The organism is Quisquiliibacterium transsilvanicum, from assembly GCF_014202215.1.
GTDB lineage: Bacteria > Pseudomonadota > Gammaproteobacteria > Burkholderiales > Burkholderiaceae_E > Quisquiliibacterium > Quisquiliibacterium transsilvanicum.
The window spans coordinates 443,441-459,165 of sequence record NZ_JACHGB010000002.1 but is presented as its reverse complement, the minus strand read 5'-3'; the positions used below and the strand labels follow the sequence as shown (position 1 = coordinate 459,165).

The 15,725-nt window shown below is 70.7% G+C and carries 13 protein-coding genes; 4 read left to right on the top strand and 9 right to left on the bottom strand.

The window, feature by feature from the left end; translation table 11 throughout:
• Positions 1 to 34: 34 nt before the first annotated feature.
• From HNQ70_RS05605 to HNQ70_RS05595, 3 genes are all read right to left on the bottom strand, one after another.
• A complete protein-coding gene (locus HNQ70_RS05605; protein ID WP_183965109.1) occupies positions 35 to 1,192 on the bottom strand; it encodes a c-type cytochrome in 1,158 nt (385 codons plus the stop codon).
• The gene (gene soxC / locus HNQ70_RS05600) at positions 1,176 to 2,435 is read right to left on the bottom strand and encodes a sulfite dehydrogenase (protein ID WP_425504337.1); all 1,260 of its coding nucleotides are present in this window, start codon (positions 2,433 to 2,435) and stop codon (positions 1,176 to 1,178) included. The genes HNQ70_RS05605 and soxC overlap by 17 nt, the downstream gene beginning before the upstream one ends.
• Positions 2,436 to 2,535: 100 nt before the next feature.
• Positions 2,536 to 2,907 (bottom strand): ArsR/SmtB family transcription factor, encoded by a 372-nt coding sequence (locus HNQ70_RS05595; protein WP_343060654.1) that lies wholly within the window; start codon positions 2,905 to 2,907, stop codon positions 2,536 to 2,538.
• A gap of 108 nt (positions 2,908 to 3,015) precedes the next feature.
• Here HNQ70_RS05595 and HNQ70_RS05590 point away from each other — a divergent pair, with 108 nt between their 5' ends.
• Entirely contained in the window at positions 3,016 to 3,666 is a 651-nt protein-coding gene (locus HNQ70_RS05590; protein WP_183965105.1) for a thioredoxin fold domain-containing protein, read from the top strand.
• 1 nt (position 3,667) lies between these two features.
• On the opposite strand, the gene HNQ70_RS05585 is transcribed toward HNQ70_RS05590, so the two are convergent.
• The 5 genes from HNQ70_RS05585 to rnhA form a co-directional block, all read right to left on the bottom strand.
• Complete coding sequence (locus HNQ70_RS05585) at positions 3,668 to 4,873, bottom strand: DUF2863 family protein (RefSeq protein WP_183965103.1); 1,206 nt, start codon at positions 4,871 to 4,873, stop codon at positions 3,668 to 3,670.
• A 157-nt stretch (positions 4,874 to 5,030) separates the two neighbouring features.
• Positions 5,031 to 5,750, bottom strand: a complete 720-nt coding sequence (gene dnaQ / locus HNQ70_RS05580) for a DNA polymerase III subunit epsilon (RefSeq protein WP_183965101.1) — start codon at positions 5,748 to 5,750, stop codon at positions 5,031 to 5,033.
• On the bottom strand, positions 5,747 to 8,830 hold the full coding sequence (locus HNQ70_RS05575; RefSeq protein ID WP_183965099.1) for an efflux RND transporter permease subunit: 3,084 nt from the start codon (positions 8,828 to 8,830) through the stop codon (positions 5,747 to 5,749). The genes dnaQ and HNQ70_RS05575 overlap by 4 nt, the downstream gene beginning before the upstream one ends.
• Position 8,831: 1 nt before the next feature.
• Positions 8,832 to 10,034: an efflux RND transporter periplasmic adaptor subunit gene (locus tag HNQ70_RS05570; RefSeq protein ID WP_183965097.1), complete on the bottom strand. Its 1,203-nt coding sequence runs from the start codon at positions 10,032 to 10,034 to the stop codon at positions 8,832 to 8,834.
• An 80-nt stretch (positions 10,035 to 10,114) separates the two neighbouring features.
• Positions 10,115 to 10,552 (bottom strand): ribonuclease HI, encoded by a 438-nt coding sequence (gene rnhA, locus HNQ70_RS05565; RefSeq protein WP_183965095.1) that lies wholly within the window; start codon positions 10,550 to 10,552, stop codon positions 10,115 to 10,117.
• A 156-nt stretch (positions 10,553 to 10,708) separates the two neighbouring features.
• Here rnhA and HNQ70_RS05560 point away from each other — a divergent pair, with 156 nt between their 5' ends.
• Positions 10,709 to 11,923 carry an SAM-dependent methyltransferase gene (locus HNQ70_RS05560; RefSeq protein ID WP_183965093.1) on the top strand — a complete coding sequence of 405 codons (1,215 nt, stop codon included), beginning with the start codon at positions 10,709 to 10,711 and terminating at the stop codon, positions 11,921 to 11,923.
• Here HNQ70_RS05560 and HNQ70_RS05555 read toward each other — a convergent pair.
• Positions 11,883 to 12,761, bottom strand: coding sequence for a class I SAM-dependent methyltransferase (locus tag HNQ70_RS05555; protein WP_246434730.1), 879 nt, complete (start codon positions 12,759 to 12,761; stop codon positions 11,883 to 11,885). The genes HNQ70_RS05560 and HNQ70_RS05555 overlap by 41 nt on opposite strands.
• Positions 12,762 to 12,779: 18 nt before the next feature.
• Between HNQ70_RS05555 and gloB the strand changes: the two genes are divergently transcribed.
• The gene (gloB, locus tag HNQ70_RS05550) at positions 12,780 to 13,601 is read left to right on the top strand and encodes a hydroxyacylglutathione hydrolase (protein WP_183965091.1); all 822 of its coding nucleotides are present in this window, start codon (positions 12,780 to 12,782) and stop codon (positions 13,599 to 13,601) included.
• A 202-nt stretch (positions 13,602 to 13,803) separates the two neighbouring features.
• Positions 13,804 to 15,621 carry a transglycosylase SLT domain-containing protein gene (locus tag HNQ70_RS05545; RefSeq protein ID WP_183965089.1) on the top strand — a complete coding sequence of 606 codons (1,818 nt, stop codon included), beginning with the start codon at positions 13,804 to 13,806 and terminating at the stop codon, positions 15,619 to 15,621.
• Positions 15,622 to 15,725: the final 104 nt, after the last annotated feature.

Genomic DNA, 15,725 nt, shown 5'->3' with positions numbered 1-15,725 from the left:
CAATTGCGCCTGCGGCAGGAAGACATGGCAATTCTCAGGAGGCACCCCCGAGGATCCATTTCACGAGCGAACGCAGGTCCTCTTCCTTGAGCTGCGGATTGGCGGGCATGGGCACCGCGCCCCAGGCGCCCTGGCCGCCCTTGCGCACCTTCTGCGCCAGCGTGTTGCTGGCGTCCGCCGCGCCCCGGTAGCGCTCGGCGATCTCGCGGAACGAGGGACCGACCAGCTTGCGCTCGACCGAGTGGCAGGCCAGGCAGGCAGCGTCCTTGGCGATTTCCAGGGGCGGCCTGCTCGCGGTGCCGCGGCCCACCTGCACCTGGGTCACTGCCGCGGCCGTGGTGGCCGCGGCGGCCAGGGCCGCCGGCTGCGTCGACGGCGGCCGGGTGGTGTCGGCGCCCCGGAAGGGGCCGACCACGCGATTCTGCTCGGCCAGGTTGCCATGGGCGTTGCGCGCGAACTCCGGCAGCCGGGAACGCACGTCGGCCTCCACCGGACAGTCCTTCATGCAGGCCACGCCCTGGACGTCCGGCTTGCCGGCCACTTTCCACATCTCCTGGTACATCAGCTTGCCGTTGCGGTTCGGCAGGCGCTGCTGCACCTCCGCCATGTTCCGGTCGGACAGCACGTAGTCCTCCGGAACGACGTCGGCCAGGTTGAGGATGTAGGCGGTGACCGCATAGACCTCCTCGACCGTGAGCGACTTCGGCGCGTTCCAGGGCATCGCGCGGTTGATGTAGTCCCAAAGGGTCGAGATCTGCGACAGCTTCATCATCGTGGTGCGCTGCGGGTAGTCGCTGCGCATGAGGTTGGCGACCCGGCCGGTCCTGATGTCCTCCTTGGTGGTTCCGCCCACGATCGGGGTGAACACCTCGGTGGACTCGCCGAACACCCCGTGGCAGCTCGCGCACTTGGCCTCCCACACCTCCTGGCCCTTCAGCACCGAGCCCGATCCCGGGGGCAGGCCCTTGAAGTCGGCGCGCACGTCGATGTCCCAGGCGGCGATCTCGTCGGCGGTCGCGGTGCGGCCGATGTCCTGCCAGGGGGCGGCAGCAGCAGCCCTGGGCGCCGGCGCCTTCACTGCGCCCTGCTGCGCGGCGGCCGGCGCCGCGGCGAAGGCGAGGCTCGCGGCGAGCAGCAGCGGCGCGAGCCTCGCCAGCGAGACTGGCGAGACCGGCTCAGTAGACCTGGACATTGAACACCTCGCCGGTCTCGGACACTTTCCAGGACTGGATCGCATTGTTGTGATAAATCGAGCGCGTGCCGCGCACCGCCCGCAGCTGGTTGATCTTGGGCTGGACGTGGCCGGTGTCGTCGATGGCACGGCTCTGCAGCACCGCGGGATTGCCGTCCCAGGCCCAGTCGACGTTGAAGCGGGTGAGCGCCTTGGGCAGCACCGGCTGCTCCAGCCGCGCGGTGCGCCAGTTGCGCCCGCCGTCGAAGGAGACGTCGACGCGCTTGACCCTGCCGCGCCCGGACCACGCCAACCCGGTGACGTTGTAGTAGCCGCGGTCGAGCAGCACCTGGCCGCCCGACGGAGTGGTGATCACCGACTTCACCTCCTGCACCGAAGTGAACTGGCGGTGGGTGCCGTCGGGCATCAGGTCGATGTAGTGAACGACCTCGTCCTTCGTGTAGAAGGGCTGGTCGCCGACTTCGATGCGGCGCAGGTACTTCACCCAGGACACGCCCTGCACGCCCGGCACCACCAGGCGCAGCGGGTAGCCGTTCTCCGGACGCAGCATCTCGCCGTTCATGGCCCAGGCGACCATCACGTCGTCCATGGCCGCTTCCATCGAGATGGTGCGGGTCATCGAGGAGCCGTCCGCGCCTTCGGCCAGCACGAACTTGCCCTTGCTGCGGTCCACCCCGGCCATGTCGAGCAGCGTCGACAGCATCACCCCGGTGTACTCGCCGCAGGACAGCATCCCGTGGGTGTACTGGACGGTGGGCACCGCCACGTTGCCCCATTCCATTCCGGTGTTGGCGCCGCACTCGATGAAGTGGATGCGCGACACCGAGGGCAGGCGCATCAGGTCGTCCATCGTGAACACCCGCGGCTCGCGCACCAGCCCCATCACCATCAGGCGGTGCTGGCTCGGGTCGATGTCGAACCAGCCCTGGTGGTGACGCTCGAAGTGCAGGCCATTGGGCGTGATGATCCCGAACAGCCCTTGCAGCGGAGTGAAGCTCACCGACGCGGCCGAGACTCGGGTCAGGCCCGGGCTCTCGCGCCGCTGCAGGTTCTTCTCCCATTGCGAGGGCACGCCATAGCCGCGCGCAGCCACCGGCTGCCCCAGCGAGGTGGTGTGCGCGGGCAGCTTGAGGATTGCCGGGTCGCCCTGGGCAGCCGCTGCCGCCGAGACGGCGGTGGCCCCCGCCCCCATCGCGAGCGCCTTGCCCATGAAGCTGCGGCGGGCGCGCTGCGCCTCGCGCATCTGCTCTGGCGCAAGGATGTTCTCGGGCGCCTTGACGATCCGCCCTGGCGAGAACTTGCTGAAGTCCATGCTGTGGTCCCGGTTGATTCGTGAAAGAGGATCAGGAGCCCGGGGCGTGGCGACCGGCGCCGAGCTCCCGCGCCAGTTCCTCGAGACCCGCCTGCTCGCTGTCGCCATCGGCATGGCGCGCAGCGATGTGCACGCAGACGGTCCGGCAGATCTCGGTGAGCGCGACGTCGGCGACGCCGTAGTAGGTGAACGCCGCCTCGCGGCGCCGCGTCAGCGCGCCCGCGCGGTACATGGTGTTGAGGTGCCGGGAGACCGTGGTCTGGGTGGCGCCCGTCTCGGCGACGATCTCCGACACCGTGCGCTCGCCGTCGCAGATCGCATGCAGGATGCGGATGCGCATCGGCTCGGCGAGCAGCGAGAAGTATCGCGACACCGTTTCGAAGACCCGACCGAGTTCGTCCACCGACCCTCCCCTGCCGCAGCGCATGCCCGCCACGCGGGCACGCCATTCCTGATTTGCATTAGCTTATGCGCATAACCGCATATGCTCAATTCAAACTAGACTTGCATCATGGAAATCCCCAGGTTCTGGAACCGAACCCTGCTGGCGGTCGTCCTCGGCTGCAGTGCGGCAGGCCCGTCGGTCGCGCAGGAAAGGCGTTCGGCCGCCGGGCCGCCGGCGTCGGCCGCCACAGCGCTGCCTTCCGCAGCGCTGCAGGCGGCCCCGCAGGGGGCCCCGCAGGCGGAAGCATCGCCTGCCGCCCAGACGACTGACGCCAAGCCGGGCGCTGCCCTGCGGCATGGCGGCCTGCCCAGGCCGGAGTCGCTGGCGGAGCTGGCCGCGCGCGCGCAGCGCGAACGCCGCCCGGTGGTCGTGCTGTTCAGCCGGGAGGGCTGCGGCTGGTGCGAGGCGATCCGCAGGGAGCAGCTGGGCCACCTTGCGCGCGAGGCGCAGGCCCGTGGCGTGCTGGTGGTGGAGTTCGACCTGGCCGATGCGCGGGCGTTCCGTCCGCCTGCATCGAACGAGCGAGGCGAAGGCTGGGCCTCGGAGGATTCGCCGGCTGCGCTGGCGCGCCGGCTGGGGATCCGGGTGGCGCCCACGGTGGCCTTTCTCGGCCGCGGCGGGGAACTCGCCGAGCGCCTGGTGGGCTACGGCTCCCCGGACTTCTACGGCGCCTACCTGGACGAGCGCATCGCCCAGGCCAGGAGCGCGATCCGGTGAATCAGTGGAAGTGCGTGGCCTCGGGCTCGACGTCGTCGGGCATCTCGGCGTGGACGATCTCGCCCTTCATGTCCGGATAGAGCGGCGCGCCGCAGTCTTCGCAGTACTCCGGCTCGTTCAGCTCGGGCCAGACCCGGATTTCCGTGACGCCCGCGTCGCGCAGGGTGTCGCGGACCTGTTCCAGCGGCGACGGCTCGTCGGTCTCGGATTCCGGCCCCAGCAGCGGCCAGACCACGCCCTGGACGACGTCGTCGGAGCCCTCGACGCTCAGGCCGATGCGGAACTCGTCGACCCGATCCGAGCCGAAGGCCGCGATCGCGGCGCGCAACTCCGAAGGCTCGACCGCCATCGCATGGGTGAGGAAGTGCACCGCGGCGCGGATCGCGTACGGACGCACGCGACGGTCGGCCTCGCGCAGGTTGATGTGGTACGCGTCGGGGAGCAGGCACTCGAAGCCGCAGCCTGCCAGCACCGGCTCCAGGTTCGGGCGCGCCTGCGCGATCCACTGCTCCAGGCACTGCACGCGGCTTGCATGCTCGCCAGCCTCGAGCTCCTGCCAGCGGAACATCGCCTTGCCGCGCGGCACCGCCACCACGCCCATCAGGAAACGGGTGTCGGCCAGCATCTCGGCCGTTTCAGGCAGGGATTTCGCGTCGCGTTTGGGCGGCTGCCCCGACAGCGCGAGCGCGCCCAGCTTGCGCGTGGTCTTGCGCAGCGCGGAAAAGTCGCGCGGCAGCTGGTCGACGCTGAGCAGGAACGGGGACAGGCAGAAGCGCGCATCGCGCGCAAGCACGTGCGCCTGCCAGTGCGCCGACAGCGCGGAAACCGCGTCCGGAGGCAGCAGGCCGACCGGGATGCGGAAGCGCGTCCAGGCCACCATCGGCGCCAGCACCAGCAGGCAGTCCCAGGCCTGCCCGTCGACCTCGAGCTCAAGCGACTCCGATGCGTCCTCGACCGCCTCGATCAGCGCGCCGTAGGCTTCTCCGTCGGTCTGGTTCAGGCGGTCAAGGGCGTCGTACACCGCCTGCGGGTTCACGCCCTCGAGCAGCCGCGACAGCCGCACCGAAAGCGCGGTCTCCCAGTAGCGGTCCTCGCTGCGGCTGCCGGAGTTCGCCAGTCCGAGCGCGGTCGCCACCAGACGCTCTGCGTCGGGCGACAGATGGGACTTGCGTTCGCGCAGGCTGCGCGCGTGGCGGGGTTCTTTCATCGGGGGGAATACCTGGCGGGCAAGCGAACGGAACCTTGTATTCTAGCCCACTTCCCCGCCGCCCACCCGATCCTGGCGCGCCCCCTGCCAGTCGCCTGCGCGCGGGCGATCCGCCCGCCTTGTCGCGCCGGATCTTCCTCGCGCCCCCCGGGTCGCGCTAGGTGGCGTCCTGCGCCTCGAGCCGGCTCCAGAGCGCGGGCCCCTTCGCGTCTCTGGCGATCGCATCGAGCAGCCTGGCATGCGCCTCGAGCTCGGCCGGCGCCGGCATGAGCACGGCCAGTTCCCTGGGCGGCCAACCGTCCTCCGCGAAGCCGGCGTCGCGCCGCTCGTGCTCGCCGTGCAGCGCGATCTCCAGGCTCTCCTGGCCGCGGGTCATCGCCAGGTAGACGTCGGCCAGCAGCTCAGCGTCGAGCAGCGCGCCGTGCAGCTTGCGGTGGGCGTTGGAGATGCCGTAGCGGTCGCAGAGCGCGTCGAGCGAATTGCGCTTGCCCGGGTGCAGCTCGCGCGCCATCGCGAGCGTGTCGAGCACGCCGCAGCAGGACTGGCGGAACGCGCTGCGCCCGAGCCGGCCGAGCTCGGCGTCCAGGAAGGACAGGTCGAAGGGCGCGTTGTGGATGATCACCTCCGCGCCGTCGACAAAACCGAGCACCTGGTCGGCCACCTCGGCGAAGCGGGGCTTGTCGGCGAGCATCTCCGGCGTGATGCCGTGCACCGCCATCGCCCCCTCGTCGATGGCGCGCTCCGGATTCACGTAGAAGTGGAGCGTGGCGCCGGTGATGCGGCGGTTGACCACCTCCAGGCAGCCGATCTCGATGATGCGGTGGCCGTCCTCGGCGGACAGGCCGGTGGTTTCGGTGTCGAGGACGATCTGCCTCATGGCGCCTCGCTGTGGGCCGCCGCGGCGGCCCCGTGGGCCGGCTCGGCCGGCGCCGCGCGGCGCCTGCGAGCCAGCAGGGTGTAGACGGTGGGAACGACGAACAGGGTGAGCACCGTGCCCAGGGTCATGCCGCCGACGATCACCATGCCGATCTGGCGGCGGCTCTCGGCGCCGGCGCCGGTGGCCAGCGCCAGCGGCACCGCGCCGAGCACCATCGCGCCGGTGGTCATCAGGATGGGCCGCAGCCGCAGCTTCGCCGACTCGATCACGGCCGGGACGAGCTCCCTGCCCTGCCCGCGCAGCTGGTTGGCGAACTCGACGATCAGGATGCCGTGCTTGGTGATCAGCCCGACCAGCGTGATCAGGCCGATCTGGCTGTAGACGTTGATCGTGCCGCCGGTCCAGTAGAGCAGTGCCAGCGCGCCGGTCATCGACAACGGCACCGTGAACATGATGATCAATGGATCGATGAAGCTCTCGAACTGGGCCGCGAGCACCAGATAGATGAAGGCGAGCGCCAGCACGAAAGTGACCATCAGCGCCGACGACGACTGCTTGAACTCGCGCGTCTCGCCGTTGTAGTCGTAGGCGTAGCCGGCCTTCAGGTGACGCGCGGCGGATTCCTCCAGCAGCCCGATCGCTTCGCCGAGCGAGGTCCCCGGCGCAAGGTTGGCGGTGATCGTGACCGCGCGCCGCTGCGAGAAGTGGTTCAGCTCCCGCGCGGCCACCGTCTCGCGGGCCGTCACGAGGCTGGACAGCGGCACCATCGTGTCGTTGCGCGCGCGGACGAAGATGTTGGAGATGTCGCCGGGCGTGGTGCGCCGCGCGGGGTCGAACTGGACGACCACGTCGTACTGCTCGCCGTCACGCTTGAAGCGGGTCACCTGGCGGCCGCCGAGCGAGGTCTCGAGGGCGCGGCCGATCGACTCGACCGCAACGCCGGCATCCGCGGCGCGATCGCGGTCGATGCGCACGCTGATCTCGGGCTTGTTCAGCTTCAGGTCGCTGTCCACGCCCTGCAGCCGCGGGTCGCGCTGGAGCTCCTCGAGCATCGGCGTGATGGTCTCGAGCATCTTCTCGTGCGTGTCCGAGCTGAGCACGACGAAGTTGACCGGACGCGAGCGCGGCGACTGGCCGAGCGAGGCCGGCGCCACCGCGAAGGCCAGCACGCCGGGAATCTTCAGCAGCTTGGGCTGGATCTCGCGGATGATCTCCTGCACCGAGCGCTCGCGCTCGCTCCAGTCGATGGTGCGCGTGAAGCTGATGCCCTGCGTCGCGGTCGGGCTGCCCGCGACGACGAAGGCCCGGTTCACCTCCGGGATGTCGAGCATGATGCGCTCGATCTGCTCGGCATAGCGGCGCGTGTAGTCGACCGAGGCGCCGTCGGGGCCATTGAAGATGGTGACGATGGTCGCCCGGTCCTCGACCGGCGCCAGCTCCTGCTTGAGCATGTTCCAGAGCACGCCGCTGCCGGCTGCCACGGCGAGTCCGACCGCCACCACCAGCCAGCGCCGGCTCAGGGTCCAGCCCAGCAGCCGCGCGTAGCCGCGCGAGAGCGCGCCCAGACCGCGGTCGATGCCGCGCACCAGGCGCCCCGGGTTGGCCTCGTGGCGCAGCAGCTTCGAGCACATCATCGGCGACAGCGTGAGTGCGACGAAGCCGGAAACCAGCACCGCGCCGGCCAGCGTCAGCGCGAACTCGATGAACAGCCGGCCGGTGCGCCCGGTGGTGAAGGCGACCGGCGCGTAGACCGCGGCCAGGGTGAGCGTCATCGCCACCACCGCGAAGCCGACCTCGCGCGCGCCGCGGAAGGCCGCCTGCACCGGCTCCATGCCGTCCTCGATGTGCCGGTGGATGTTCTCGAGCACGACGATCGCGTCGTCGACCACCAGGCCGATCGCCAGCACCAGGGCCAGCAGCGTCAGCGTGTTGATCGAGAAGCCGGCCGCCAGCATGAGGGCGAACGCGCCGATCAGGCAGACCGGGATCGTGATCAGCGGCACGAGGCTGGCGCGCAACGAGCCCAGGAACAGGAAGATCACCAGCGCCACCAGCAGCACGGCCTCGGCGATGGTGACGTAGACCGACTGGATCGAGCGCTCGATGAACAGCGTGGTGTCGTTCGCGATCTCGACGGTGACACCGGCCGGCAGCTCCGCCTGGATGCGCGGCAGCTCGTCCTTCAGCGCCTGGGCCAGGTCCAGCGGATTGGCCGTGGCCTGCTTGATCAGGCCCAGCGAGATCGCCGGCCGGCCGTTGAAGCGCACGCTGGTGCGCTCGTCCATCGCTCCGACCGCCACCCGCGCGACGTCGCGGACCCGCACCGGGTAGCCGTTGACGGTGCGCACCACCACGCCCTCGAACTCCTGCGCCCTCTGCAGGTCGGTCTTCGAAACGACGGTGAACTCGCGCTGCTGGCTCTCGATGCGGCCGGCGGGCACCTCCACGTTCTGGCGCCGCAGCGCATCCTCGACGTCGAGTGGCGTGAGCCCGAAACCGGCGAGCCGGTCGGGGTCCAGCCAGATGCGCATCGAGTACTTGCGCTCGCCGAAGACGCGCACGTCGGCCGCGCCGGGCAGGGTCTGCAGGCGCGGCTTGACGAAGCGGTTGGCGACGTCCGACACCTCCAGCGGCGAGAGCGATTCGCTGGAGAAGGCCAGCCAGATGATGGGGTTGGCGTCGGCCTCGACCTTGGCGACCACCGGCTCATCGACCTCCTGCGGCAGGCGCGCGCGCACCCGGGCGACGCGGTCGCGGACGTCGGCGGCCGCGCCGTCGGGATCCCGGTCGAGGCGGAAGCGCACGGTGATCTGGCTGCGCTCGGGGCGCGAGATCGAGGTCAGCACGTCGACGCCCTCGATGCCCGCGATCGAGTCCTCCATCGGCTTGGTGACCTGGGTCTCGACGATCTCGGCCGACGCCCCCATGTACGTGGCGCTGACCGTGACCACCGGCTCGTCGATCTTCGGGTACTCGCGCACCTGCAACCGCGAGTAGGACACGAAGCCCAGCAGCACGATCACCAGCGACAGCACGGTGGCGAACACCGGCCGGCGGATGCAGATGTCGGAGAGGACCATGTCAGCCTCCGCGCGCAGCCGCGCCCGCCGCCGGACCCGAAGCCGGACCCGGACCCGGGGCCGCCTCCTGCGCCGCGCCCGCGTCCACCACCCGCACCGCCATCGCATCGCGGGTCAGCCGCTGGTGGCCGGCCACCACCACCGTGTCGCCGGGCCGCACGCCATCGAGGATCTCGACGCGCCCGTCGCGGCGCAGCCCGGTGCGAACCGCGACTCGCAGCGCCTTGCCATCCTCGATGCGGAAAATGAAGCTGTCAGCGCCGACGGGCAGGATCGCCTCCTCGGGCACAACCGTGGCCTGCGGCTTCTCGCGCAGGACGATCCTGGCCTTGGCGAACATTCCCGAGCGCAGCGCGCCGTCCGGGTTGGCCAGCCGGCCGCGCGCGAGCACCGAGCGGCCGTTGGCATCGACCTGGGCGTCGAGCGCGTCGAGCGTGGCGAGAAAGGACTTGCCGGGGAAGGCATCGACCTCGACCCCGATCGACTGGCCCGGCCGCAACTGCCCCAGGAAACGCTCCGGCAGGCGGAGGTCCACCTTCATGCTGGAGACGTCCTCCAGCATGACCAGTTCGGCGCCGTCCTTGACGACCTCGCCGACGCTCACGTTGCGCAGGCCGAGGACTCCGCCGAACGGCGCCCTGATGCGGGTCTTGGCCAGCTGCGCCTCGGCAAGCGACAGCCGCGCCTGCTGGACCTTCAGCGTCGCGGCCGCCTGGTCGAGCGCGCTGCCGCTCACGAACTGGCGGCCGGCGAGGTCTCGCGTGCGCTCGAAGCTGGTCTGGGCGAGCGCGAGCTCCGCCCGCGCCTGCTCGGCCTGCGCCGCAAGCACCGACGCATCGAGCGACACCAGCAGCGCGCCCCTGGCAACGCGGGCACCGTCGGAGAAGCCGATCGCGACGATCCGCCCGGCGATCTCGGGCCGGACCACCACCGATTCATTGGCCTTGAGGGTGCCCACCGCCTGCACCTCGTCGGCCATCGCCATCGCGGCCGCCTGCGCGACCTCGACGCCGACCGGACCGGCGGCCGCACTGCCGCCGGGGCGCGACGCCGCAGCGCCTCCCGGGCGGGCAGCCGCAGCCGGACTCCTGGCCTCCGTGATCTCGACCGCAGCCCCCGGCGCGACGCGCTGCGACCGGTATCCCCACCAGCCGAGCGCCAGGAGGCCCGCGACGGCCAGCAAGATCACCGAAACCTTCTTCATCGAGTCACTCCGTGAAAACCCAATCTAGCATGCCGTCCGGGCGGCGCCATGGGCCCCGGGTCCGCGCCGAGCGCCTCCGGTCAGCGCGCCGCCGCCACGCCCCGGTTGGCCAGCACGTCGGCGCGCTCGTTCTCCGGATGCCCCGCGTGACCCCGCACCCAGTGCCACTGAACCTCGTGCTTCGCCGCGAGCGCATCCAGCTCGCGCCAGAGATCCGCGTTCTTGACGGGCTTGCGATCCGAGGTCAGCCAGCCGCGCGCCTTCCATCCCTTGATCCACTCGCTGATGCCCTTCTGCACGTACTGCGAGTCGGTGTGCACCGCCACCCTGGACGGCCCCGCCAGCGCCTCCAGCGCCCGGATGACCGCGGTCAGCTCCATCCTGTTGTTGGTGGTCTGCCGCTCGCCGCCGAACAGTTCCTTCTCCTCGCCGCGCACGCGCAGCAGCGCGCCCCAGCCGCCCGGGCCGGGGTTGCCCTTGCAGGCGCCATCGGTGTAAATCTCGACTGGATCGTCCATCGGCTTCCATTCAACGTTCAGGAGGAATCGCGCGCTGGCCCCTGCCGACGGGCGCCTGCGCGACTTCAGGCTTGCCCTGCAACCCCGCCGCGCATTCTAATTCGCGAAGCACGATCCGATTTCGGGGTGTCCCGCGACACCCCCAGGAGGAAACAGATGCTGGAAAGGCAGGTGGCCGGGTATCTCGAGCGGTTGCGCCAGCGACAGCCGCTGCCACTGGCGGTGACCCTCTGGAACGGCGCCACGGTTCCGCTGAACGACGCGCCCAGGGTCAGCGTGCGCCTGAACAACCCCCAGGCGGCACGGCACTTCCTCAAGCCCTCGCTCGATTCCCTCGGCGAAGCCTTCGTCGAGGGCCTGATCGACGTCGAGGGCCCGATCCGCTCTGTCGTCGAGGTCGCCGAAGGCCTTGCACGCCACCATTCGGCCGGCGACTCCCGCGGCCTGCTGCCCGACTGGCTCAGCCGTCACACCCGCAAGAGCGACCGCAAGGCAATCGAGTACCACTACGACGTCTCCAACGAGTTCTACTCGTTGTGGCTGGACCCGCAGATGGTCTATTCCTGCGCCTACTTCCGCAGTGGCGACGAAGACCTCGCCACCGCGCAGACCCAGAAGCTGGAGCACATCTGCCGCAAGCTGATGCTCGAGCCCGGCCAGACGCTGCTCGACATCGGCTGCGGCTGGGGCGCACTGGCGATCCACGCCGCCCGCAACCATGGCGTGCGGGTCGTCGGCGTGACCCTGTCGACGAATCAGTTCGAGCTGGCCAGCGAGCGCGTGAGGGCCGCCGGGCTCGACGGGCAGGTGGAGATCCGCCTGCAGGACTACCGCGACATCCCCGGCGATGGTGTGTTCGAGCGCATCTCTTCGGTGGGAATGTTCGAGCACGTCGGCCTGAAGAACCTGCGCGGCTACTTCGACGTGGTGCACCGCCTGCTGACGCCCGGCGGCGTCGCGCTGAACCATGGCATCACCTCGGCCGACGCCGAGAGCCGCAGCGTCGGCATGGGCGCCGGCGAGTTCATCGACCGCTACGTGTTTCCCGACGGCGAACTGCCCCACGTCTCACTGGCGATCCGCGAGCTGTCGGCGGCCGGCCTCGAGCTGACCGATGCCGAGTCGCTGCGCAGGCATTACGCACAGACGCTGTGGTTCTGGTCGGACGCCTTCGAGGCCAACCTGGCCCGGCTCACAGGGATGGCCGGCGAGCGCCGCGCGCGGATCTGGCGGCTCTATCTCGCGGGCTGCGCGCATGCGTTCGCGCACAACTGGGTGAACATCTACCAGTTGCTGGCGGTGCGACCGCGCCAGGAGGAAAAAGGCGCCGTCAGTCCGCTGCCGCTGTCTCGCGACTACATGTACCGCTGACCCGTGCGCTGCCCCCGCCCACCGGCGGGGCGGCGCCGGCCTGGGTCGAGGCCACCGCAGCCGGTGCGGCGGCGCGCGCCGCCGCCGGCTTCTTCCAGGCTGGTCCCACCAGGCGCATCGCCCGCACCCGCTTCACTGCCGACAGCATGTACACCGCGCCGCAGATCGGCCACCAGCGATCGCCCGGGCGTTCCAGGAAGGCGGTCCGCTCCAGCCAGGCGCTGGTGCGGCAATAGGGCCGGTAGCAGCCGTACTGCGCCCGGTCGGGCTCGAGGCCCAGCAGCTTGAGCCAGTCGCGCAGCCTGGGCTGGGCGATCAGGTGCTGCGGCGGCGGCAGCGCCCAGGGCAGCCCGCCCGGCAGCAGCTGGCGCGCGCCCCAAAGACTGATCGGGTTGAGTCCGGAGACGATCAGGCGTCCCTCGGGCCGCAGCACGCGCTCGACTTCGCGCAGCACCTCGTGGGGATCCGTCGAAGCCTCCAGCACATGCGGCAGCGCGACCAGGTCGAGCGACTGGGTGGCGAACGGAAGCTCCTCGGGGCGTTCCACCCGGACCAGCGCGCGGCGCAGCGGCGCCTGCGGCTGCACCGGCGCCGCAGGTTGTGGCGCGGCCGCCAGCGGGCCTTCCAGGCCTGCGCTGCACGGCAGGCGGGCCTCGACGCGGCAGGAGATGCGGTTCGTCCGCAGGCAGTCCAGCCCCGGCAGCGCGAACTGCAGCGCGTAATACCCGAACACGTCGGCAACCGCCGCGTCGAAGCGCTCCTGCTCCCATCGCAGCAGGTAGTCCGAGGCCGGCGACACGCCCGGCGGCTGTCCGGCTCCTATAATCGGATCGTTCAAGATGACGGTGACTCCCTGATGACTGCCTGGCACCATCGTGCGCAAGCGCACCCCCTGGTCGATGCGATCCCCGCATTCAGCGACAACTACATCTGGCTGATCCGCGCCCCGGGGACGCGCTCTGTCGCGGTCGTGGATCCTGGCGACGCCGGCCCCGTCGAGGCCCTGCTCGACCGGGAAGGCCTGGAGCTGAGCGCGATTGTACTGACCCATCACCATCCCGACCACACGGGCGGCGTCGAGCGCCTGCGCGCCCGCGGACCGGTGGTGCTCGGCCCGCGCGACGAGGACATCGAGGGGGTCGACCGCAGGCTGGCCGGCGGCGACACCGCGCAGCTCGATTCGATGGGGCTGTCGCTGCGCGTGATCGACGTGCCGGGCCACACGCGCGGCCACATCGCCTATTTCCTGGAGCGCCTCGGCGACGACCCCAGGCCGCTGCTGTTCTGCGGCGACACGCTCTTTGCGGGCGGCTGCGGCCGGCTGTTCGAAGGCACCCCCGCACAGATGCTGGCGTCGCTCGACCGCCTCGCCGCGCTGCCGGCGCAGACGCTGGTGTTCTGCGCCCACGAGTACACGCTGTCCAACCTGCGCTTCGCCGCCGCGGTGGAGCCGGCGACCGGCGCGGTGACCGAACGCCTGACCGAGGTCGAACGGATGCGCGCGCAGGGCCTGGCAACCGTCCCCAGCAGCCTGGCCACCGAGCTTGCCACCAACCCCTTCATGCGCTCGCGCCTGCCGTCGGTGCGGGCCGCCGCAGCGGCCCGGCTGGGCCATGAACCGGCGTCCGAGGCCGAGTGCTTCGGCGCCATCCGGGACTGGAAGAACGTGTTCCGATGAGCGCTGCCCGCCGGCCATCCTGCGCCGTCCGGCAGCCCGTCGTCGACGGCGCTTGACCTGGTCCGGAAGCTCTTTTAGCATCGCAGGACGGCACCTGATGACATCCGTCGTTTCCGTATACGAATCAAAGACTTAGGAGAAGCCGTTGCAGCGACTTCGCAATTCCGGCCCCGGCGCAGCGCGCCTTGGGGCCGCAGCGGCATTGTTAACCACCCTTTTCACCGGCTGCGCCTCGATCGGCGAAGTCTCCGAACCCGGGGCCGCGCCCAGCGTCGCCGTCCCGGTTCCGGCGCGAACGGCCGCAGTTGCGCCCGCACCGACGACGCCCGAAGCCCCCAAGGTCTTCGCCGCCGAGAAGCGCCGCTCCACGGAAGCGCCCCGCGACACCGCCTCCGCCCAGGCGCACGCCGACCTCTGGGTGCGGATCCGCGCGGGCTTCGCGATGCCCGAGCTCGACACCGCGCTGGTCGCCGAGAAAGAGCGCTTCTACACATCGCGCCCGGAGTACCTGCAGCGGATGTTCCAGCGCGGCGAGCGCTACCTCTTCTACATCGTCGAGGAGCTCGAGCGCCGCGGCCTGCCCACCGAGCTCGCGCTGCTGCCCTTCGTCGAGAGCGCGATGAACCCGTCCGCGGTGTCCTCCGCGCAGGCCGCAGGGCTGTGGCAGTTCATTCCGTCCACCGGCAAGCAGTACAACCTGCACCAGAACTGGTGGGTGGACAACCGGCGCGACCCGGTCAAGTCGACCCACGCGGCGCTCGACTACCTGCAGCGCATCTACGCGATGCACGGCAACGACTGGTTCCTCGCGCTGGCCTCGTACAACTGGGGCGAAGGCTCGGTGGCGCGCGCGGTGCGCAAGAACCAGCTGCGCGGCCGCCCCACCGACTACCTCAGCCTGGACATGCCCGCCGAGACGCGGCACTACGTGCCCAAGCTGATCGCTCTAAAGCACATCCTGCAGCGCGCCGACGAGTTCGGCATCGCGCTGCCGGCGCTGCCCAACCGGCCCTATTTCGTCACCCTCGAGAAGACCCGCCCGATCGACCTGAAGCTGGCCGCCAAATTCGCCGGCATGACCGTCGCCGAGTTCGTCGCGCTGAACCCGGCGCACAACCGTCCGGTGATCTCGGCTTCCCGCAACAACCAGATCAAGCTGCCGGCGGAGCGGGTCGATTCCTTCATGGCGGCACTCGAGCGCCACGAGAAGGCCGACAAGCCGCTGGCGACCTGGCAGCCGTACACGCTCAAGCCCGGCGAGAACATCGAGGCCGTGGCCGAGCGCGCCGGCGTTCAGCCGGAGGAGATCCTCAAGGCGAACAGCCTGCGCGAATCGCAGCGGATCGTCGCAGGCACGCGGATCATCGCCCCGCAGAAGTCGGTCGAGGACGAGAGCCGGGTCGAGAGCTTCGTCGCGCCCCGCGTCTATGAAGAGATCAGCAAGCCGGCCCAGTACCACACCGTCCGGACCAAGGAATCGCTGGCGGGCATCGCCCGCAGCTATGGCCTGACGGCGGCCACGCTGACCGCCTGGAACGACGTCAAGCGCGGCGTGCGCCGCGGCATGCGCCTGCTGGTGCAGCCGGCGGCCACCCAGACGCTGCTGACCAACGAGGAGGGCAACCGCTCCATCGTCGCCACCGCGACCAGGCCCGGTTTCGTTCGCGTCGCCGACGTACCGGAGACGCCGCAGCCGGCGCCCACGGCAGCGGCGGAGGCACCGGCCAAGGCCGCTCCGGCACGCGTGGTCCGTACTGCCGGGATCGCGCCGCGCGCGCCGGCGCCCAAGGCGACGCAGCACACCAGGTCGTCGGCCAAGGCAGCGCCGGCCAGCCGCGTGCGCGTCGTGGCCCGCCCTGCAGCGGCCCCGAAGCCCAAGGCCGAAGCGCGCGCCACCAAGGCCTCGGCCCCTGCCCGCGCCCAGGTCAAATCACCTTCCAAGCAGCCGGCGCGCGCCGCCACGCGGGACGGCAAGCAGCCGCCGCGCGCCGAGGGCTCCGGCCGCGGCCGCGGCGCGTGAGCGACGCGGCGGGCGCGGTCCGTTGACGCCCGCCGCTCGTCGTCCTCACCACGGCCGCGCACACCGACGAGGCCCGACCGCTGGTCGGTCGTGCGGGCAACGCC